This window comes from Ottowia oryzae, from assembly GCF_003008535.1.
Classification (GTDB): Bacteria; Pseudomonadota; Gammaproteobacteria; order Burkholderiales; family Burkholderiaceae_C; genus Ottowia; species Ottowia oryzae.
Genome location: NZ_CP027666.1, coordinates 99,953 through 119,989, shown reverse-complemented (window position 1 = coordinate 119,989; position 20,037 = coordinate 99,953). Strand labels below are relative to the sequence as shown.

General features: G+C 66.3%; 13 protein-coding genes, 1 CRISPR repeat array and 1 riboswitch (1 of these 15 running past the window's edge). Of the genes, 3 read left to right on the top strand and 10 right to left on the bottom strand.

Features of this window, described 5'->3' with window-relative positions; translation table 11 throughout:
* Positions 1-2,164: direct repeats of the CRISPR family, unit length 28 nt; unit sequence GTTCGCTGCCGCGTAGGCAGCTCAGAAA; it reaches 5,433 nt to the left of the window's first position.
* 141 nt (positions 2,165-2,305) lie between these two features.
* On the bottom strand, positions 2,306-3,649 hold the full coding sequence (locus C6570_RS00525; RefSeq protein ID WP_106701084.1) for a D-amino acid dehydrogenase: 1,344 nt from the start codon (positions 3,647-3,649) through the stop codon (positions 2,306-2,308).
* Between the two features lie 169 nt (positions 3,650-3,818).
* Between C6570_RS00525 and C6570_RS00520 the strand changes: the two genes are divergently transcribed.
* Positions 3,819-4,301 carry a winged helix-turn-helix transcriptional regulator gene (locus C6570_RS00520; protein WP_211297623.1) on the top strand — a complete coding sequence of 161 codons (483 nt, stop codon included), beginning with the start codon at positions 3,819-3,821 and terminating at the stop codon, positions 4,299-4,301.
* A gap of 129 nt (positions 4,302-4,430) precedes the next feature.
* On the opposite strand, the gene C6570_RS00515 is transcribed toward C6570_RS00520, so the two are convergent.
* The 9 genes from C6570_RS00515 to C6570_RS00480 all read right to left on the bottom strand — a co-directional run bounded on the left by C6570_RS00515 (position 4,431) and on the right by C6570_RS00480 (position 16,989).
* Positions 4,431-6,059: a peptide chain release factor 3 gene (locus C6570_RS00515; protein WP_106701082.1), complete on the bottom strand. Its 1,629-nt coding sequence runs from the start codon at positions 6,057-6,059 to the stop codon at positions 4,431-4,433.
* A gap of 154 nt (positions 6,060-6,213) precedes the next feature.
* On the bottom strand, positions 6,214-11,850 hold the full coding sequence (locus C6570_RS00510; protein ID WP_106701080.1) for a DNA repair ATPase: 5,637 nt from the start codon (positions 11,848-11,850) through the stop codon (positions 6,214-6,216).
* Positions 11,851-11,905: 55 nt separating this feature from the next.
* Positions 11,906-12,247, bottom strand: a complete 342-nt coding sequence (locus C6570_RS00505) for a hypothetical protein (RefSeq protein ID WP_106701078.1) — start codon at positions 12,245-12,247, stop codon at positions 11,906-11,908.
* Positions 12,248-12,255: 8 nt separating this feature from the next.
* A complete protein-coding gene (locus tag C6570_RS18060) occupies positions 12,256-12,396 on the bottom strand; it encodes a hypothetical protein (protein ID WP_164675460.1) in 141 nt (46 codons plus the stop codon).
* A gap of 99 nt (positions 12,397-12,495) precedes the next feature.
* The gene (locus tag C6570_RS00500; protein WP_106701076.1) at positions 12,496-14,628 is read right to left on the bottom strand and encodes a hypothetical protein; all 2,133 of its coding nucleotides are present in this window, start codon (positions 14,626-14,628) and stop codon (positions 12,496-12,498) included.
* 93 nt (positions 14,629-14,721) lie between these two features.
* A complete protein-coding gene (locus tag C6570_RS00495; RefSeq protein WP_106701074.1) occupies positions 14,722-15,351 on the bottom strand; it encodes a ubiquinone biosynthesis protein in 630 nt (209 codons plus the stop codon).
* A gap of 48 nt (positions 15,352-15,399) precedes the next feature.
* Positions 15,400-15,765, bottom strand: a complete 366-nt coding sequence (locus C6570_RS00490) for a hypothetical protein (protein ID WP_106701072.1) — start codon at positions 15,763-15,765, stop codon at positions 15,400-15,402.
* A 29-nt stretch (positions 15,766-15,794) separates the two neighbouring features.
* Complete coding sequence (locus C6570_RS00485) at positions 15,795-16,541, bottom strand: PspA/IM30 family protein (RefSeq protein WP_106701070.1); 747 nt, start codon at positions 16,539-16,541, stop codon at positions 15,795-15,797.
* Between the two features lie 31 nt (positions 16,542-16,572).
* Positions 16,573-16,989 (bottom strand): YjfI family protein, encoded by a 417-nt coding sequence (locus C6570_RS00480; RefSeq protein ID WP_106701068.1) that lies wholly within the window; start codon positions 16,987-16,989, stop codon positions 16,573-16,575.
* Positions 16,990-17,179: 190 nt separating this feature from the next.
* Positions 17,180-17,268, top strand: a riboswitch (S-adenosyl-L-homocysteine riboswitch).
* 84 nt (positions 17,269-17,352) lie between these two features.
* On the opposite strand from C6570_RS00480, the gene ahcY reads away from it, so the two are divergent.
* Both ahcY and C6570_RS00470 read left to right on the top strand, forming a co-directional pair.
* On the top strand, positions 17,353-18,789 hold the full coding sequence (gene ahcY / locus C6570_RS00475; RefSeq protein WP_106701066.1) for an adenosylhomocysteinase: 1,437 nt from the start codon (positions 17,353-17,355) through the stop codon (positions 18,787-18,789).
* Positions 18,790-19,008: 219 nt separating this feature from the next.
* Positions 19,009-20,025 carry a TlyA family RNA methyltransferase gene (locus tag C6570_RS00470; RefSeq protein WP_106701064.1) on the top strand — a complete coding sequence of 339 codons (1,017 nt, stop codon included), beginning with the start codon at positions 19,009-19,011 and terminating at the stop codon, positions 20,023-20,025.
* The last annotated feature ends 12 nt before the right edge of the window (positions 20,026-20,037 follow it).

Here is a 20,037-nt window from a genome sequence, read left to right as displayed (position 1 = left end):
ACGATGCGCGCGGCCGCACGGCGCAGCACGCGGTTCGCTGCCGCGTAGGCAGCTCAGAAAACACGAAGCGCGCGGCGCCGTGGGCCGAGAAAGTTCGCTGCCGCGTAGGCAGCTCAGAAACGCATTCGTGCGCCCCTTGCATTCACGCTTCAGTTCGCTGCCGCGTAGGCAGCTCAGAAAAACCGCCTGCCCCTCATCCTCACCAACGGCGCGTTCGCTGCCGCGTAGGCAGCTCAGAAATGGTCGCCACCGGCCTGGGCCAGCGCTGCATGGTTCGCTGCCGCGTAGGCAGCTCAGAAATGGGCCGCCCCGACGTGCGCAGCCTGCCCACCGGTTCGCTGCCGCGTAGGCAGCTCAGAAAAGGTCAAGTACGTCATCAAACCCGGCTTCGTCGTTCGCTGCCGCGTAGGCAGCTCAGAAAATCACGCGGGCGAAGGTGTCGGCCCAATCGTCGTTCGCTGCCGCGTAGGCAGCTCAGAAACTCGCCATCGGTGGCGGTGACGGTGAGGGAATGTTCGCTGCCGCGTAGGCAGCTCAGAAATCCGCCGCAGCCGGTGTTGGTGTTGGTGCTGAGTTCGCTGCCGCGTAGGCAGCTCAGAAAAGATGGAGCGCAGAGGCCCCTCGCGTCCCATCGTTCGCTGCCGCGTAGGCAGCTCAGAAATAGTCCGCGTCGGTGAAGGACTGCGGCTTGCCGTTCGCTGCCGCGTAGGCAGCTCAGAAATTCATGATCTGAATCGCGATCTCACGCTGCCTGTTCGCTGCCGCGTAGGCAGCTCAGAAAAGTGCGGCAGCGGTGATGCGCACATGCGCATCGTTCGCTGCCGCGTAGGCAGCTCAGAAATCGGCCTGGGTCAATTCGGGGACAAACGCCAGGTTCGCTGCCGCGTAGGCAGCTCAGAAACAACAGTGGCATGCCCCTCTCGGGCACGCTCAGGTTCGCTGCCGCGTAGGCAGCTCAGAAATATCAGCGACGCAGTGACCTCGGCCAATGCAGGTTCGCTGCCGCGTAGGCAGCTCAGAAAATACCGCAAGATGCTGCCCGACGACAACCTGTGTTCGCTGCCGCGTAGGCAGCTCAGAAAACGTCGGCAAGCTCGGGACGTTCAGATGCGGGGTTCGCTGCCGCGTAGGCAGCTCAGAAATGGACGCATCCATGTATTCTGGTGCGGACGAGGTTCGCTGCCGCGTAGGCAGCTCAGAAACCATTGGGATAGTCCGCCGTCGGCGGGATGATGTTCGCTGCCGCGTAGGCAGCTCAGAAATACGAGGAAATCTGATGGCGAACGATCTCCTCGTTCGCTGCCGCGTAGGCAGCTCAGAAAAGCCAGCAGTGCCCTTGGCCAGCCCAGTCATGGTTCGCTGCCGCGTAGGCAGCTCAGAAAATGTCCTCAAATTTCTTGCCGCCAGACATATCGTTCGCTGCCGCGTAGGCAGCTCAGAAAAGCCCCATCTGCTTGCGCTGGCACTGCTTGTAGTTCGCTGCCGCGTAGGCAGCTCAGAAAAATTCGCCTTCTTTTGCGGGCTGGATATTCGGCGTTCGCTGCCGCGTAGGCAGCTCAGAAAACAAACCCCGCAGCACCAGCCAGCGCACCAACGTTCGCTGCCGCGTAGGCAGCTCAGAAAGGGCGCAAGTTGATGTCCGTGGCCACGAACACGTTCGCTGCCGCGTAGGCAGCTCAGAAATCTCTGTACGTTCCTGTGCTGGTCTTGGGCGCGTTCGCTGCCGCGTAGGCAGCTCAGAAAATAGAGAACGGCCATGTGGTGGGCACGCCATTGTTCGCTGCCGCGTAGGCAGCTCAGAAAGTATGCACCGGCAGGTGCGGGTCGTAGGGAACGTTCGCTGCCGCGTAGGCAGCTCAGAAACGCTGATGGTGCCGCGCCCGCCAGCCAGGTTGCGTTCGCTGCCGCGTAGGCAGCTCAGAAAAGCACGCACTGGCGGGGGAAGCTCTCCACGATGTTCGCTGCCGCGTAGGCAGCTCAGAAAAACGAGTGGCAGACATTCGGGCAGTGTTTTGCGTTCGCTGCCGCGTAGGCAGCTCAGAAAACCGCCCAAAAAGCCGTTGACGACGGCGCTGAGTTCGCTGCCGCGTAGGCAGCTCAGAAAACATCGAAATTCAGCTGGCTATCCACGGTGGGGTTCGCTGCCGCGTAGGCAGCTCAGAAAACCATCTCGGCCTACGGCATTACCGACGCATTGTCCTCTGCCGCGTAGGCTTATGAACACTCATCCGCGCGCCCGCGTTGCCCAACCCATTCAGCGCCGGGCATCGCGGAAGGTGGCGGGACGACCGCGCGGCGGCGCGTATCAGGCGTGAACTGGCAGCTGGCGCCCGCCCATGCTGCGCTGGCCGCTATTCTTACCATAGCGATCGGCGCTCAGCCCGTCGGTGCTGATGTCGGGCTGGCGGCCCAGCGTCAAGTCGGCCAGCAGCTTGCCGCTGCCGCAGGCCATGGTCCAGCCCAGGGTGCCGTGGCCGGTGTTGACCAGCAGGTTGTCCCAGCCAGGGGCGCGGCCCAGGATGGGCGTGCCGTCGGGGGTCATGGGGCGCAGGCCGGTCCAGAACGATGCGGCGGGCACGTCGCCCGCGCCTGCAAACAAGCCTTGCGTGACCAGTTCCAGCGTCTCGCGGCGGCGCGGGTTCAGGCGCAGGTCGTGCCCCGCCAGCTCGGCCATGCCGCCCACGCGAATGCGGTTGCCCAGGCGGGTGACGGCGACTTTGTACGTCTCGTCCATCACGGTGGACCGTGGCGCGCGGGCTTCATCGACGATGGGCACCGTCAGCGAATAGCCTTTGACGGGGTACACAGGCACGTCCAGCCCCAGCGTGCCCAGCAGCTCGTGCGATGCGCAGCCCAGCGCCACCACCACCCGGTCGGCGCTCAGCAGCTCGCTTTCGCCGGTGTGGCTGGCGTCGCGCGCGCCGTTGTGGCGGGCGATGTGCACTCCGGTCACGGTGCGGCCCTGCGTTTGCAGGCGCTGCACGTCCACCCCGTAGCGGAACTGCACGCCCAGCCCGCGCGCCAATTCGGCCAGGCGCTGGGTGAACTGGTGGCAGTCGCCGGTTTCGTCGCCGGGCAGGTGCAGGCCGCCCACCAGGCCCGGCGCGTGGGCCAAGGCGGGCTCGATCTCGGGCAGCTCATCGGCGCGCAGTTCGCGGAATGGCACCTCGCATTCGCGCAGCACGGCGATGTCGCTTTGCACGGCCTGCAGCTGCTTGGGCGTGCGAAACACCTGCAGCGTGCCCAGCGTCCGCTGGTCGTACTGGATGCCCGTGTCGGCGCGCAGTTGGCGCAGGCAGTCGCGGCTGTACTCGGCCACGCGCGTCATGCGCTCTTTGTTGACGGCGTAACGCGCGCTGGTGCAGTTCTTGAGCATCTGCGCCATCCAGCGCAGCTGAAACAGGCTGCCATCGGCGCGAATGGCCAGCGGCGCGTGGCGCTGCAGCATCCATTTCAGCGCTTTGACCGGGATGCCTGGCGCCGCCCACGGCGTGCTGTAGCCGGGCGATACCTGCCCAGCGTTGGCAAAGCTGGTTTCCAGCGCGGCGCCGTCCTGTCGCTCGACCACGGTGACTTGCGCGCCGCCGCGCGCCAGGTAGTAAGCGGTGGTGACGCCGACCACGCCGCCGCCCAGAACGATGACCTTCATAACGCTGCCCCTGTGCCAGAACCTGCGGCGCCCGAATGGCTTGCAGTGAAGTGCAAACTGTAGGAGCATCTATGCAGCAAACACCACTGAAGTAATCCGGTTTCACAGCGATATTCACTGCCAAACCGGCCCACGCACCGAGCTGACCGACACAACCCGCCGCCGCACCATGACCGTGCCTGAACTTGACCGCATCGACCGCAAGATCCTGGACGCGCTGCAACGCCAGGGCCGCCTGCCGCTGACCGAGCTGGCGCACGAGGTGGGCTTGTCCACCTCACCCGTTACCGAGCGGGTGCGCCGGCTGGAGCGCGCGGGCGTCATCACCGGCTACCACGCGCGGGTGGACCCGGTGGCGATGGGGCGCCCGCTGCTGGTGTTTGTGGAATTGACGCTGTCGTCCAAATCCGGCGAGCTGTTCGAGAAGCTGCGCGCCGAGCTGGTGCACGAGCCGCGCGTGCTCGAATGCCACCTGGTGTCCGGCCGTTTTGACTACCTGATCAAGGCGCGGCTATCGGCCATGAGTGAGTACCGCGAACTGCTGGCGCAGATCCTGCAAAAAATCCCCGTGCCCGCGCAAAGCAACAGCTACGTGGTGATGGAGGAGATCAAGGAAAGCTTGATGCTGCCGGTGGATGTACCGCGGGGTTGATTCGCGCCTATTGAGAGGGAAAAAGGCCACTGGCGCACGGTGCAACTGCGCTGGTAGCTATCAAAAACGTAGTTGCACCTGGCCCCGCAGCCGCTCGGCCAGGGGCCGCGCGCCGGCTCGCCGCGCCAATCAGGCCGCTGGCTGCAGCGCCAGGCCCGCGTGCTCGCGCAGCGGGTGGAAGTGGATCTTGGGAAAGCGCTCTTGCGCCAGCCGCACGTCGTACGGGCTGGTGCACAGAAAGGCCAGCGCGTCCGCCGCGTCGTGTGCCAGGCGCAGGGGGTAGGCGTGCTCGAACTCGCGCAGCTCGGCCGGGGTGTCGGCGGTGATCCAGCGCGCGCCGGTGTACTGGCAGCCTTCCAGGCGCACGTCGCAGTCGTACTCGGCTTTCAGGCGGTGCTGCACCACTTCGAACTGCAGCTGGCCCACCGCGCCCAGCAGCATGTTGCCGCCCGCGTCGGGCTTGAACACCTGGATGGCGCCCTCTTCGCCCAGCTGCATCAGGCCCTGCTGCAACTGCTTGGTGCGCAGGGGGTTCTTCAGCACCACGGTCATGAACATCTCGGGCGCGAAAAAGGGCAGGCCGGTGAACTGCAGGCTGGGCCCGTCGGTGATGCTGTCGCCCAGCTGCACGCCGCCGTGGATGGTGAAACCGATGATGTCGCCGGCGTAGGCTTCATCTACGGCTTCACGGCGTTGCGACATGAAGGTCACCACGCTGGTGGGGCGCAGCTCTTTGGCGGTGCGCTGCACCTTCATCTTCATGCCCGGCGTGTACTTGCCGCTGGCCACGCGCACGAAGGCGATGCGGTCGCGGTGGTTGGCGTCCATGTTGGCCTGCACCTTGAAGACCACGCCTGAAAAACTGTCGTCTTCGGGCCGCACGGTTCTTTCTTCGCGCTGGCGGTTGACCTCGGTGTACGCCACGCGCGGGCCGGGCGGGGGCGACATGTCCACCACCGCGTCCAGCACCTCCATCACGCCGAAGTTGTTGACGCCGGAGCCGAAGAACACCGGCGTGAGCTTGCCGGCCAGAAAGGCTTCGTGGTCCCACGCAGCCGAGGCGCCCACGGCCAGCTCCATGCTTTCCAGCGCATCGTCGAAGGCCTGGCCGAAGCGCGCGCGCAGCTTGTCGGCCTCGGCCAGTGGAATCACTTCAAAGTCTTGCGGGCGCTTTTCGCTGCCGGGCGCGAACACCGTCATGCTTTGCGTGCGCAGGTTGATGATGCCGCCAAAGCTCTTGCCCTGGCCCACCGGCCAGGTGATGGGGCAGCAGGGCATGCCCAGCTCGCGCTCCACCTCGTCCATGATGTCCAGCGGGTCGCGCACCTCGCGGTCCATCTTGTTGACGAAGGTGATGATGGGCGTGTCGCGCTGGCGGCACACCTCGATGAGCCGCCGCGTCTGGCTTTCCACGCCGTTGGCCGCGTCGATCACCATCAGGGCCGAATCCACGGCGGTGAGCACGCGGTAGGTGTCTTCGGAGAAGTCCTTGTGGCCGGGCGTGTCGAGCAGGTTGATGACGTGGTCGCGGTAGACCATCTGCATCACGCTGGAGGCCACCGAAATGCCGCGCTGCTTCTCGATCTCCATCCAGTCGCTGGTGGCATGGCGGCTGGCCTTGCGGCCCTTCACGGCGCCGGCGATCTGGATCGCGCCCGAAAACAGCAGCAGCTTCTCCGTCAGCGTGGTCTTGCCCGCGTCAGGGTGGGAGATGATGGCGAAGGTGCGGCGACGCCGGGTTTCGGAAGCGTTCGACAAGGTAGGTGATGCCAGGCAGGGTAACCCGCCATTTTAAGCGGCGGGGGCATTTCTGCAGGCAGCATCTCAACGAAGCGTGAGCGGGGCCGCGGGCAGCATCGCGCTGGGCCCGGCGCGCCTGAATGACGCCGTGGCCGCGCCGGCGCAGGCCTTGCTAGTCGGTGCGTGCGCGCTGCCCGCCGGTCTGGCCCGGCGCCAGCGCGTCCAGCGCCGATTCGATCTGCGCGATCTCGGGGTGCGCCGCGTCCATCCCCAGGCGCTTTTCCACCGCGCGCACCAGGGGCATGATGAGTTGCCGGTAGGTGACTGACAACGACAGCAGCGCGTCGACCATGCGCTGCTCTTGCGCGGAATCGCTGTGTGTGTCCAGCGCCAGGGTGCTTTCGCGCAGCGCTTGCAAGGCGGCGGTGCTGGCGTCCAGGCTGGCGCGCATTTGCTGCTGCGACTGGGTGGTGCCGTGGCGCAGTTGGTCGGCCACCTCGCCCAGCGCCTGCAACGGGGCTTGCAACTGCGTCAGGGCATCCTGCTGCGCAGCCAACTGCGTGCTGCGGGCGGCATCGGCGGCGGCGATCTGGGTGGCCAGGCCCGCCAGCGGCTGGTGAAGGCCCTCCTGGAGCTGACGGGCGAGCTCGGTCACCAATGGCGCGGCGCTTTCGGCCAGAGGCTGGCGCGGCGCCAGCGCTTCCACGCCACGCGCAATGTCCAGCAAACCATTGGTCACGCGAATGCTGGGGTCGTCCGCGGCGCCGCCCAGCTTGCGCTGGCGCTGAAAGTCGGCGCGGATCTGGGCCCAGCGGTCGGCTTCTTCGGCGGTGGGGCGGCCCAGCAGCTCGGCCAGTTGCAGCAGGTTCTCTTCAGCGCCGGTGGTTAGCGTCTGCGCCTCGCCGCGGTAGTGGTCGCGCAGCAGCGCGTCCAGCTCGTCGTCGCGCATCAGCGCCGTGACCTGCGGGGCCAGCCGGCTCATGTTGCGGTAGCTGCCCTGGAGGCGAAACGGGGGCTTGTCGCGGTAACGGTCGTCCTGGGCGGCGGATTCGATGTACGCCAGGTTCACCTTGAGCAGCACGTCGCGCACCTTGAACAGGCGCTGCAGCAAGGCCTTCAGCTCGTCCAGCTCCACGGCGCTGTAGGGGTGGCTGAAGCTGCCGGTGTCGATGGCCTCGCCCTGGGCCAGGCGCACCAGCAGCTGCACGTCTTTCGGCTCGCGCGCGGCCAGCGGCTGGGTCACGGGGTTGGCGGTCAGGCTGTTTTCGATGTACGACAGGGCGAACACCGCCTCGCGGCCAGACAGCACATCGCCCAGGTTGTAGATGTCGGCGCGGTTGGCCAGCATGTCCGGAATGCGGAACACATCGCCCGACTCGGTGTAGGGGTTGCCGGACATCACCAGCGCAAAGCGCTTGCCGCGCATGTCCCAGGTGCGCGGCTGGCCCTGCCACACGCCTTCGATGCGGCGTGTGCCGTCGGCCAGCGCGATGAATTTCTGCAGGAACTCGGGGTGTGTGTGCTGGATGTCGTCCAGGTACAGCATCACGTTGCTGCCCATGGCCAGGCCCAGGTTGAGCTTTTCCAGCTCTTGCCGGGCCGCGCTGTTGGGCGCGGTGCTGGGGTCGATGCTGGTCACGCCGTGGCCCAGTGCCGGGCAGTTGATGCGCACAAACACCAGGCCCAACCGGTTGGCGATGTACTCCATCAGCGTGGTCTTGCCGTAGCCGGGGGGCGAGATCAGCAGCAGCAGGCCCATGCGGTCGGTGCGCGCGCCATCCCCCGCATTGCCCGCCGCGCCCAGTTGCTTGGCCAGGTTGTTGCCCACCAGGGGCAGGTACACCTCGTCGATCAAGCGGTTGCGCACGAAGGTGGCCAGCGGCTTGGCCTGGAACTGCTCCAGATGCAGGCGCGCTTTCTCGTGCATCAGCAGTTCATGCCGCACAGCCTGCAGGCGCCGGAATCCCGGCGCCGCGTAGCCCTCGTGGTGCCGCACGCGACGGCGGAAGTCGTTCAGGTTGAAGCGCAACTGCCCGTCATGGATGCGCGGGTGCTCGCTGCGCAGGCCGGTTACCACCGTGTCCAGCGATGCGTTGACGCGGCTGCGCGCGGTGTCAAAAGCGAGGGCGGTGGCGGCATCGTCGATCCACGCGAGCGCGCCGTCGCCACTTTCTGGGGTGAGCGCAAACGCATGCAGCCAGCCGCGCGCCAGGCGCCAGCGCTCCAGCGGCGTGGCCGCTTGCAGGTCGCGTTGCCAGGCGCTGGCCAGGCCGCCCCGGTCCAGGTGGCGCTGCAGCGCCTGCACCAGGTCTTGCCCCGTGCCGCTGATCGTCCAGGGCACGGTGGCGTCAGCAGTTTCAACCGCTGCCAGCTCGCGCACCAGATAGGCGGCGGCTTCTTGTGCCAGCGTGTTCAGCAGGGCGTCGCGTTGGGGGCGGGGCACGTCGGCGTTATCGGGTTTCAGGTCGATGCCCAAGCCACTCGCCAAATCGGGCAGCCATTCCTGCGCCAGCACAGGATCGGCCTGCAAGAAGTGGCGCAGTGCGGCGGCGGCCTCAGCCTCCAGCGTGTCGCGCGGGGCGGTTTGGACGAACACCTGCGCGATTTGCTGAGCGCTGCGTGCGCGCCGCGCCAACGACTGGCGGCTCTCATCGCGCAGACCTTCCCACCAGAACAGCTGTGCCAGCGCGCGTTCGGCCGGGCCGTACAGCAGCAGCCCGCATGCCGCTTGCATGGGCGCCAGCACGCGCACGATGGCCAGCGCGTCGTCATCGTGAATGCCGCGCTGGTAGCCCTCTTGATAGCGGCTGGCGGCAAAGCGACGCAGCGATTCCAGCAGGGCCGCAGGCGGCGGCGCGTCGGGCGCGGCGCTGCCTTGCGCGTGCTCGGTCAGCTGCACCAGCAGCTCGTTCCAGCCCGGCTCGGCCTCGCCGCGCTGCAGGGCTTGCAGCCATTCGGCGGCCAGGTATTCGGCGCGGGCCAGTTGCGGCGTTTCAGACACCAGCGCCTGAGGCCAGAAGGGGCGCAGCGCTTCGAGCTGCGTGTCTTGGGCGGGCGCCAGGTAGTCGGTGCCGGTGATCTGCCAGGCCAGGCCGTCGCCGTGGCCGACCAGCGTCAGGTCCAGCGGCTGCTTGTTGACGGTGAAGGTGTGGCTGCCCAGCTTCAGACCGCCTTCGGTGCCGGCCGACAATTCACGCTGGTCGCGCACCGCGCGCACCGCCTGGTCGCGGGCGGTCTTCAGGCGCGTGTCGATGTCGTCGGCCGCCACGGCGGCGCCCAGGCGGCGCAGCTCTTGCACCTGTTCGCGCAGCTTGGCCAGCATCGGGTCGGACGCGAAATAGCTGTGCACCTGCGCCAGGTCGGTCAGTGCGGCCACGCGCCGGCCAACGCCATCCAGAATGCGGCCCGCCGCATCGGCCAGGGCCTTGGCGCGGCGTTGCTGGCCTTCCACCAGACTCTGGCGGCGTGCCGAGAGGGCTTCGTACACCGTTTCGCGCTGGGTAGCGATGTCGGTGAGGAACTCCTCCTGCTCGGCAAAGCGGCCTTCGATGTCTTCCAGCTGCGCCAGCAGGCGCGTCAGCGCTTCGTCGCACTTCTCGGGCGTGTCGGACAGCTCCAGCGCGTTTTCCACCGCTTGCGCAAACAGCTTGAACTGCGCGCCAAACTCGGCGCGCTGCTCGGCCGCGCCCAGGTTGCGGCGCCGCGCGCGGGCATCGGCGCGCAGGCGGTTGATGTCGGCGTACAGCAGCGCGATGCGGTCCAGGATGGCGGTGCGCTGCACCGCGTCGCCGCCCGGCAGATTGCCGAGCTGCTCGCTGAGCAGGTCCAGGCCGGCGGCCTCGGCATCGAGCGCTTGCAGCTGCTCGCCGATCAGCGTGGCCGTGGCCGCCTGCGGCAGCGCGGCGGCCACGTCGGTCAGCGCTTTTTGCTGGCCGTCAAAGGCCTGGTCCTGCGCCAGAAACTGCATGGCGCGCTCGCCCACGCGCTGCTGTTCGGCCGCCAGCTGGGCGGCCATTTCGTCGATGCGGGGCAGATCCACGTAGCGCAGGTCGCGCAGCAGGTGCAGCTCGCCCTGGCGCTGGCGCAGGCGGTTCAGCGCACGCACGAAGTCTTGCGGCGTGCGCCACATCTGGCTGGCGATCTCGGTCATCAGCTCGCGCTGCTGGCCTTCGGCTTTTTGCAGGGCGCGGGCGGTGTCCTGGCGGATGCTCTCGACCTTCTCGAATTCGCCCAGTGTGGCCTGCGCCGCTTGCTCGATGCCTTGCAGGTCAGCGTCGGCGTGGCTGGCCTCGGCCGCGTCCAGCCAGAAGTAGGCGTCGCGGGCGCGCTGGCATTGGCGGATCAAGTCTTCGTAGGCGGTGCGCGTGGGCACCTGTTCGCGCACGGCACGCGCGATGCCCAGCAGGTCAGAGATACCGCGCACCAGATCGGCATTGCCAACGCGCGCGAAAAAGCCCGTGCCCGTGGGCTGGCGGCTGGCGTATTCCTCGGTCGCAAACGGCGTGCGCCACAGCTGCATGGGGTGCACGCGCGTGGCTTCACCGCGCGCCGCCTGAAAGACCAGCATGCGCCCGTCGGGGAAAGCGCTGTACCCGTCGGCCAGGATAGGCGGCGCGAGGGCTTTGTCGATCAGGTTGTAGGTGAAGATGGCGTAGCTGCCCGCGTCCAGCGTGGCCGGGCTGCCTTGCGGGGGCGGCATGGTGCCGTAGAAGATGTAGGCCACGTCCTCGCCGTTGGGCGAGCGTTTCATGCGCGTGAAGCGCAGTTGGCCGGTCAGCTCGGGCGGCAAGTCAAAGCGCTTGTGCTCGCCCGACTGCAGGTAGTAGCCGCCCGGAAAGATGATGCCGTGGTCTTCCGGCAGCTGCATGCACGAAGCACCGATGGCGTCGATGCGCACCACCTGCTGCGTGCGCTGGTTGTAGACCAGGTAGCGCGTTTGCTGCTCGCGGTACGGGCGAACCTGCAGCAGGATCATTAGGCCCAGCTTGGCGTACGCGATTTCCGCGTCGCCCAGGGCCTGGTTGGCGTCGTCGACCGGCTCGTCGTACAGCCCCAAGCCGGTATCGGTGTTGTTCTCGACCTTGACGGTCAGCGTGCCGCCGATGGTTTCGACAAACAGCGTGTCCAGCACGTTGATGTGCGGGTGCGCGCCGCCCACGTGGTTCTCGCGCGTCAGCGGCGTCCAGCTGAAGTCGTGGCTGGGCGGCGGCGCCAGGTCGCGTTCGCCGCGGTTGTCCACGTACTTCAGCGAACCGTCGTTGCCGCGCGCCCAGCGGAACACGCGGATGTCGCTGGCCGTCTGCCCGATCTGGAACGAGGCCAGCAAAAAGTCTTGCGTGGGCCGCAGCAGCTGCAGCGTGGCCTGCTTGTAATAGGTGTACAGCTCGTTGAAGTCGGCGACAAAGCGCGGGTCGTCCAGAAAGCTGCCGGCGATGGGTACCGGCACCAGCTCGTCGCCTTCCGGGGCGCCCTGCGCGCCGGCCTCTGGCGCCGCCAGCTCATAGATGGCGAACACGTCTTCCACCCGCGTCTCGCGCCGCAGGCCCATGAAGACGTTGTAGCCAAACAGCAGACGGTTGCCGCCGATATAGGCCAGATCGCGCGCCACGCAGTTGTGTTCGGTGCGCGCGCGCAGGCGCATCAGCAGCTCTTGATCGCGCTGGCCGAATTGTTCAATGCGCGCGGCGTTCAGCGTTTGCGCCTTCGTCAGCAGCGCATCGCCCTGCGCCTCCAGGCGCTTTTTCAGCAGGTCGTAGCTGCTGCTTTCGGCCACGCTGGCGTCGATGGCGGAGTCGGGCGTGGTGGTCATGGCGTTGGCTTTTAAAAAGTGGCGCCAGCGCTTGTGTATCAAGCGCTGGCAGCTATCAAATTTGATTTTTTGAAGTCTGCTTGGGGCGCAGGCCGTAGAAGAAGACCCATGCTGCAAGGAAGTACACCACCGGGTAGGCGACCACGTAGCCCAGCAGCGCTAGGTACGCCGCCGCACGGTCTTGTGCCGCCACCAGCGCGTGCACCAAGGCCAAGCCCAGCGCCACGGTGTAGCCCAGCAGCACCGCGTACGCGGCGATGGTGGCCGCGTGCAGCACCACGTGCCGCCTGCCTGGCAGCCGCAGCGTGCCGCGCGAGAGCTGGCGAGGGATATCCACCAGGCGATGGATGGCCAGGCCGAAGACCAAGGGCACCAGGAGGATGGGCAGGATGAACATGGCCGGCGCTAGCGCGTCAATGCGCCCTCGGGGGCGCGCAGCAGCGCCGGCAGCTCCTCAGCCCGCGGTTGCGTCGCCAGCCAGTGGCGAAAGGGCCGCGCTTCGTCCGCGCGCGCCGCCGTGGCGTTGCGATGCAATGGTTTGCTCATGCCACCTCGTGCTATTAAAAAAGAAGCTGCTGGCGCTTGATTGCTGTGGTCTGGCGGTACATAAATGCCAAAACCGTTGCCATCAGGCGCGTTCGGCCATCACTTGGGCGTGGTCAGGCTTTGCGTCAGTTGTTGCAGCGCCTGCTTTTGGTCTGCCGTGCCGCTTTGCATCACGCGCGCGATCAGCGCCGACACCGTCAGGCTTTGCAGCTCACCCGACGATTGCCCCGCCGCACCCAGGATCTGCTTGACGTCTTCCACCACGTCGCGCTGGCCCGCCAGCTGCTCCTTGAAGGCCACCTGCAGCGTGTCGCTCTTGTTGACGGCCGCGTCGATGCCCTTGCCCACGGACAGCGCGCGCACGAAGCTGTCGAAATAGTCGCCCTGGCCACCCACGATGTCGATGCGTGCGTTTTTCAGCGCCACGCCCAGCACCTCGGCCTGTTCCTTGGCGATCAGCTGCTGTGCCTCGATCTGCTTGAGTGTTTCGAGGTGCGCGCGCTCCAGGCGCATGCGGTATTCCTCGTGCTCGCGCGTTTCCTGGCTCATGGCCTTCATGGCTTCGAACTTCTCTTTCAGCCCGCGCGCTTCGGCGTTGAACTTCACGTCGATGTTGTGCGCCTCGGCGTCGCCCATCTTGGCCAGTGCCTCCGCGTCCACCGAGCGCACCAGCGCTTCGGCCTGGCCGACTTTTTCCTTGCCGGCCGCTTCGGCTTCCATGCGGGCGCGCAAGCCCACCGCCTCGGCCTGGGCCTGCACTTCGATGACCTGCGCTTCGGCGCGGCCCACTTTTTCCTTGCCGGTGGCTTCGGCCTCCAGCGTGGCCAGCTTGGCGCTGGCGCTGGCCACCTGCACCTTGGCCTCGGCCAGGCCGGGGGCTGCCGTCAGCGCTTCGATGCCCTCGGCGTCGCGTTTCTTCGCTTCGGCCTCGCGCTCGGCCACCTTCAGGCGCGCGTCGGCCAGCATCAGGTCTTCGGCGGCTTTGTGGCGCGCCTTGCGTTCTTGCGCTTCGGCGGCCTTCACTTCCAGGATGACTTTTTCCTCGGCCGCCGCTTCGGCGCCGATCACCAGTGCCTTGCGCGTGCGATCAGCTTCGGCCACTTCGCGCACTTCCTTGATGGCCTCTTCCTGCTCGGCCACCGTGCGTTCGACTACGATGCGCTCGCGGATCACGTCGGCAATGGCTTTCTTCTGCACTTCGACCGACTTGTCCTTCTCGATGCGCTGCAGCGTCACTTCCTTCTCGCGCGCCACCACTTCCAGCTCTTGCGCGCGCGTCACGCGTTCTTGCTCGACCACCACGGCGCGCTTGCGGTTGTTCTCGGCCACTTCCTTTTCGCGCAGCACGTTTTCGTTTTGCACGGCAATCTGCTGTTCGGCCTGCAGGCGCGCCAGCTCGGAGCGGCTGCGCTCCTCGGCCTGGATCTTGGCAGTCTCGGCTTCTTCGCGTGCCTTCACGGTGGCGACTTCACGCGCCTGGCGCGCCATGGCGTCGGCCTGCTGGCGCTCCAGCTCCAGCAGTGCCTCTCGCGTCTCCACGTCCTTCTTCTTGATCTGCATTTCTTCGTTGCGGCGCAGCTCATTGGTGGTGACGTGCTCCACCGCCGTCAGTTGCGTGATCTTCTTGATGCCCTGCGCGTCGAGGATGTTGTTGGAATCCAGGCGCGCCAGCGGTGTCTGCTCGAGGTAGTCAATGGCCGAGCTTTCAAGCACGTAGCCGGACAGGTCGTTGCCGATCTGGCTCATGATCTTGTCGCGGAACACGTCGCGCGCGTCGTACAGGTCCACGAAATCCATGGCCTTGCCCACGGTCTTCAGTGCTTCGGAGAACTTGGCCGAAAACAGGTCTTCCAGCGTGGACTGGTTGGAGGCGCGGTCGCAGCCGATGGATTGCGCCACGTGCAGCACGTCCTCTGAAGTCTGGTTCACGCGAACGAAGAACTTCACCTTGATGTCGGCGCGGATGTTGTCGGCGCAGATCAAGCCCTGGTCGCCCGAGCGGTCGATCTCGATCGTCTTGATCGAGATGTCCATCAACTCGGCCTTGTTGATGATGGGCAGCACCAGGCCGCCGGTGAAGGTCACCTTGGGCTCGCCCTTGAAGGGGTTGATGATCAGCGCGTGGCCTTGCTCGACCTTGTGATAGAAGCGCGAGAACAGGGCAAAGATGCCGAACAGCACGACGACCGAAACGCCGGCAACGACCAGGAAAGTGATGACCGAAGGAGACATGAAGCGACTCGCTAGAGAGGGTTGAACCAGGGGTGTGGGCCGCTGCCCGCGCGCACGGCGCGCGTCAACGGCGCAGCGGATACAGAGTCGTCTTCATGTTTCTCCCTCCAGTGCTTGGACCAGGTAGCGCCGCTGGGCGGCGTCGTATTCGGTGATGACGGCGCGGCTGCCGCGCGTCAAGGTATTGGGTGTGGCGGCCCACACGCGGATCAAAATGCCCGCGCCGCGCTGGGCCACCTCGGCATGGCCTTCGCGCTCGTCCACGCTGCCGGTGGTGATGACGCAAACTTGCCCCACCAGCTCGTTGTTGCTGCGCCCGTACTGCGTCACAAACAAGCCGCGCAGCGGCCGCACCAGGCGCGCCGTGACGATGATCGACAGCGCAAAGCACACGGCGAGCAGCACAAGCCCCACCACAATCTTGAGCAGCAGCGTGGGCACCCACGGCATGAGCCAGATCGACGCCAGCGTGCACATCGTCCAGCCCGTGAGCACCAGCAGCGTGACCACGATGGAGAACGGCACGCCGGTCAGGCCAAAGGCCACGACGTAGCTGGCGATGGTGCTCAGGTCGCTGGGGTCGGCCAGATCCAGGTCAATGTCGCTTTCGCCGAAATCCACCATGCCGATCACGGCGGCCACCCAGTACACCAGCACCACCGCCAGCAAGATGCTGTAGACGATGGCGGGAAAGCCCAAGATGACGGCGATGAATTCCTGCATGGCGGCTGGCTGGGTCGGGGGTTGCGAAGGTGAATGGCGGTGGTTGGGTCAGCTTTTGCGTTTCTTGGGCGCCGGGCGGGGCGGCACGAAGGCAATCAACTCTTGCGTGGCCGCCTCTTTGATGCCCAGGCGGTCGTCGGGCGACAGGCCGTAGCGTTCGGCCAGCATCGCGTAGTCCGAGGCGTCCAGCGTCACGGTCAGCCTGGGGCGCTTAGGGCGCGCCGCCACTGGCAGGCCCAGCACGCTGCGGATTTGTTGCGACGTGGACACGTTGTCGTGAAACGCCGCCACGCGAATGGCCTCCAGCACCGCTTCTTCGACATCGAAGGCCACCTGCACCGCTTCCAGCGCGCGGTCGGAGCGCTGCCAGCGCTGGGGCTTGCTGCGCGGCGGGGCCGGTGGGACGGGGCTCATGCTGGGGCGCGCTGCGGCGGCTCGGGTGTTCAGGCGGACGGCGTGTCGCCGTTGCCCGTGACGGGCGATGCGGCTGAGGCGGGCGCAGCCTGGCGGGCGCGCAGCCGCGCCATCACCGCTTGCGCGCGGCTCTTGTCGTTGTCGCCAATGCCCGCCGCAGCCAGCTCGTTGTCCAGCGCCTTGTGGCCGAACTCTTTCTCCAGCGCTTCAGCGGCGGCCATGCGGTCGGCCAGGTCCTCGTGCCGCTTCTTGATGCGCTCCAGTGACTCGCGGGCGCTGGTCAGCTTAGAGCCAGTGCTGCCGATGTTGTCCGAGATGGATTGCGTGGCGCGGTAAACGCTTTCGGTGGTCTTGGCGATGCCGATCTCGCGCTCATGTTCGCGCACGCGCCCTTCGGCCGCCTTGATCAAGTCCTTCAGGCGCGACACCTGCACCGCAAAACCGGCGTGCGACGCCGTTTGCGCTTGCAGCTCCGCCTCTAGCCCGGCCACGCGTTCGGCCACCTTCAAGGCCAGGCCGTCCTCGGTTTTCTCCAGCGCCTGCAGCGCCAGATCTTCCTGGCGGCGGATGTCGCCCTGGATGCGCTCGATCTCGCGTGCGGACTGCATCTCTTTGGCCATCACCGAGGTCAGTTCGGTCTTGGCTTCGGCGATGCTGGCCTTGGCGTCGACGATTTCCTGCTCATAGATGCGGGTGGCGTTGCTGTCCACCACGCTCTGGCCGATTTCGCGGGCGCTGCCGCGCAGCAGGGTGACGAGTTTTTTGATGACGGACATGGCGGGGCTCCAGTGGGTTCGGTTGGGGGCTTCAGCGCAGGTAATCGGCCAGCGCGTCAAGGGCGTCCAGGGCGTTGTCGCTCAGCACGGCGACTTCGTGCGCCACGTCTTCGGCGCGGGCGCCGTACGACAGGGCACCGATGAGTACGTATCGCGTGCCCACGCGGCCAAAGGCCGACAGTGGCACGGACGGGTTCAGGTCCAGCAGGGCAGAGTGCAGTTCGGCGCGGCGCTCGGGCACCACGTCGTCGTCGGTCCACAGGTAGCACAGGCAGATGGTCTGCGCGTCCGAGCAGGTGACGAAGATGGGCAGCTCCTGCCGCCCTTCGATGCTGACCTGGATCACCGGCACATCACCAGCGATGGGCTGAATCTGCACACCTACGCCGCCCATCAGCGCGGACAGCAGCGTGTCCAGGTTGCTCAGTTGGTTGAACAGGTTGTTCATGCGCGTCCTCCTTGGTGGCGGGCTCTGGGCTGCCGGGCGGGTGCGGCGGCAGGGATTTTTCTTGTGACTCCAGTGTGCAAATACTGACATGTCATGTCAAGCACTTTTGACATGTCATGTCGAAAATCCCGTTGCCCATTTGCGCTGGCTGAACGGTGGGACGGCGCGCCGGCGGGTATACTTGCGGCCATTCCCCGAGGGGCGTTGCAGCGCCGGGTGCCGCACAGGCAGCCACGGCGTGAGGCTCGGGAACGCATTTCGCAACGACGCTCACCCACTGAACAGGCGTGGTGAGTTTTCTGTCGAAGCCTCGCTTCAGTGGTTTGTTTCTTTGACCGGCCTTCATGGCCACAGGACCAACCGATGAACGCCCGCTTGAAAAACCCCGTGTCCGCCGATTCGGCCATCGCCGACATCAACCTCGCCCCGTGGGGCCGCAAGGAAATCGCCATTGCCGAGACCGAGATGCCCGGTCTGATGGCCATTCGCGACGAATTTGCCAAGAAAAAGCCGCTGAAAGGCGCCCGCATCACCGGCAGCCTGCACATGACGATCCAGACGGCCGTGCTGATCGAGACGCTGCAGGCGCTGGGCGCCGACGTGCGCTGGGCTTCTTGCAACATCTTCAGCACGCAAGACCACGCCGCCGCCGCCATTGCCGCCAGCGGCACGCCGGTGTTCGCCATCAAGGGCGAATCGCTCAAGGATTACTGGGATTACACCCACCGCATCTTTGAATTCGGCAAGAAAGGCAGCAAGGGCGAAGGCCCCAATATGATCCTGGACGACGGCGGCGACGCCACGCTGCTGATGCACCTGGGCAAGCAGGCCGAGACCAACCCCAAGGTTCTCGCCAACCCCAAGAGCGAAGAAGAAAAGGTGCTGTTTGCCGCGATCAAGGCCAAGCTCAAGGAAGACGCCACCTGGTACAGCCGCAAGAGCGCTGAGATCCTGGGCGTGACCGAAGAAACCACCACCGGCGTGCACCGCCTGAAGGAAATGTCGGCCGCCGGTTCGCTGATGTTCCGCGCCATCAACGTGAACGACAGCGTCACCAAGTCGAAGTTCGACAACCTGTACGGCTGCCGCGAATCGCTGGTGGACGGCATCAAGCGCGCTACCGACGTGATGGTGGCCGGCAAGGTCGCTGTGGTCTGCGGCTACGGCGACGTAGGCAAGGGCAGTGCGCAGGCGCTGCGCGCACTGAGCGCCCAGGTGTGGGTGACCGAGGTGGACCCGATCTGCGCGCTGCAGGCCGCCATGGAAGGCTATCGCGTGGTCACCATGGAAGACGCCGCGCCGCTGGCCGACATCTTTGTGACCTGCACCGGCAACAAGGACGTCATCACCTACAAGCACATGAAGGCCATGAAAGACCAGGCCATCGTCTGCAACATCGGTCACTTTGACAACGAGATCGACGTGGCTGGCCTGGAGGCCAAGTGCAAGTGGGAAGAGATCAAGCCTCAGGTGGACCACGTGATCTTCCCCGGTGGCAAGCGCATCATCCTGCTGGCCAAGGGCCGCCTGGTGAACCTGGGCTGCGCCACCGGCCACCCCAGCTACGTGATGAGCAGCAGCTTTGCCAACCAGACCATCGCGCAGATCGAGCTGTTCACCCGCCCCGACGCGTACGAAGTCGGCCAGGTGTATGTGTTGCCCAAGCACCTGGACGAGAAGGTCGCGCGCCTGCAACTGGCCAAGCTGAACGCCAAGCTGACTGAGCTGACGACCGAGCAGGCCAAGTACATCGGCGTGAGCAAGGCGGGGCCGTACAAGCCCGATACGTATCGGTATTGACACCCCCTGAGGCGCTGCGCGCCTTCCCCCCTCTGCTTCGCGAGGGGGACGACACCAGTCGCCGGCGCAGGTCCGGCGACGGTGTCCGTTGGTGGCGTGGCGCGCCGTGGATGGCGCGGTGGCGGTTTGCGCCAGTTGCTATTCAATTGATAGCTTCTAGCGCGGGCTGGACGGGCGCCAGAGGCTGATTTCATTCATAAGTTGAGAAGGGTTGGCGCGATGCGCGCAGACGTTTTCCTGGTCGAAGGTGGGCATGCCGCCACGCGGTCGCAGGCGCAGCGGCTGATCGCCGCGGGCGTGCAGTGGCGCCTGGCGCCTACCTTGCCCTGGCACGCGGTGGCCAAGAATGGCGACGACATTCCCGCCGGGGCCGAAGTGCAGCTGCTCGACGCGGCCGAGGCCAAGTACCTCTCGCGCGGCGGGCTGAAGCTGGAAGGCGCGTTGGCCGCCAGCGGCGTGCGCGTGGCCGGGCGGCGCTGCCTGGACGTGGGCCAAAGCACCGGCGGCTTTACCGACTGCCTGCTCCAGCACGGCGCTGTGCAGGTCATCGGCGTGGACGTCGGGCAGGCGCAGCTGCACGAGCGCTTGCGCGCCGACGCGCGCGTGGTGGCCGTCGAAGGGGTGAACGCCCGCCACCTGACGCCCGATGCGCTGCGCGAAGCCTGCGAAGACGCGCTGGGCGAGCGGGTAGAGGCCGACCCCGAAGACAACCAGACCCAGCCGCACGCGCCCTACGCCTGGATGCGCAACGGCGGCCTGATCGACGACGACTACGACGACAGCGACGACGCCAAGGAGCACGAAATCGAGGCCTTCAAGGCCGAGCGCGCCGCCAAGGCCAAGGCGCGCGCCGCAGGCCAGGTGCGCACCGTGCGCCGGCGCCGCAAAGGCACTGAAAAAATCGACATCACGCCGTCTTTTGGTTTGATCGTCGGCGATTTGTCGTTTATTTCGCTCACGCTGGTGCTGCCGGCGCTGGTGCCGCTGCTGGCGCCGGGCGGCGACTTGCTGATGCTGGTCAAGCCGCAGTTCGAGCTGGCCCCCGGCCAGATCGGCAAGGGCGGGGTGGTGCGCGATGCGGCGCTGTACCCCGTGGTCGAGCAGCGCCTGCGCCAGGCCTGCGCCGACGCCGGCCTGCAAGTGATCGAATGGTTGCCCAGCCCGATCGAGGGCGGTGACGGCAACCGCGAATTCTTCATCCACGCCCGTGCGGCGGCTGCGCCAGCGGCTGCCTGAACGTGTATTGCC

Excerpts from the sequence above, each read along its gene's own strand:
- C6570_RS00500 (WP_106701076.1), bottom strand. The coding sequence starts at position 14,628 with ATGTCTCCTTCGGTCATCACTTTCCTGGTCGTTGCCGGCGTTTCGGTC.
- C6570_RS00470 (WP_106701064.1), top strand. The coding sequence starts at position 19,009 with ATGCGCGCAGACGTTTTCCTGGTCGAAGGTGGGCATGCCGCCACGCGG.
- C6570_RS00520 (WP_211297623.1), top strand. The coding sequence starts at position 3,819 with ATGACCGTGCCTGAACTTGACCGCATCGACCGCAAGATCCTGGACGCG.
- ahcY (WP_106701066.1), top strand. The coding sequence starts at position 17,353 with ATGAACGCCCGCTTGAAAAACCCCGTGTCCGCCGATTCGGCCATCGCC.
- C6570_RS00485 (WP_106701070.1), bottom strand. The coding sequence starts at position 16,541 with ATGTCCGTCATCAAAAAACTCGTCACCCTGCTGCGCGGCAGCGCCCGC.
- C6570_RS00490 (WP_106701072.1), bottom strand. The coding sequence starts at position 15,765 with ATGAGCCCCGTCCCACCGGCCCCGCCGCGCAGCAAGCCCCAGCGCTGG.
- C6570_RS00510 (WP_106701080.1), bottom strand. The coding sequence starts at position 11,850 with ATGACCACCACGCCCGACTCCGCCATCGACGCCAGCGTGGCCGAAAGC.
- C6570_RS00525 (WP_106701084.1), bottom strand. The coding sequence starts at position 3,649 with ATGAAGGTCATCGTTCTGGGCGGCGGCGTGGTCGGCGTCACCACCGCT.
- C6570_RS00495 (WP_106701074.1), bottom strand. The coding sequence starts at position 15,351 with ATGCAGGAATTCATCGCCGTCATCTTGGGCTTTCCCGCCATCGTCTAC.
- C6570_RS18060 (WP_164675460.1), bottom strand. The coding sequence starts at position 12,396 with ATGAGCAAACCATTGCATCGCAACGCCACGGCGGCGCGCGCGGACGAA.
- C6570_RS00505 (WP_106701078.1), bottom strand. The coding sequence starts at position 12,247 with ATGTTCATCCTGCCCATCCTCCTGGTGCCCTTGGTCTTCGGCCTGGCC.
- C6570_RS00480 (WP_106701068.1), bottom strand. The coding sequence starts at position 16,989 with ATGAACAACCTGTTCAACCAACTGAGCAACCTGGACACGCTGCTGTCC.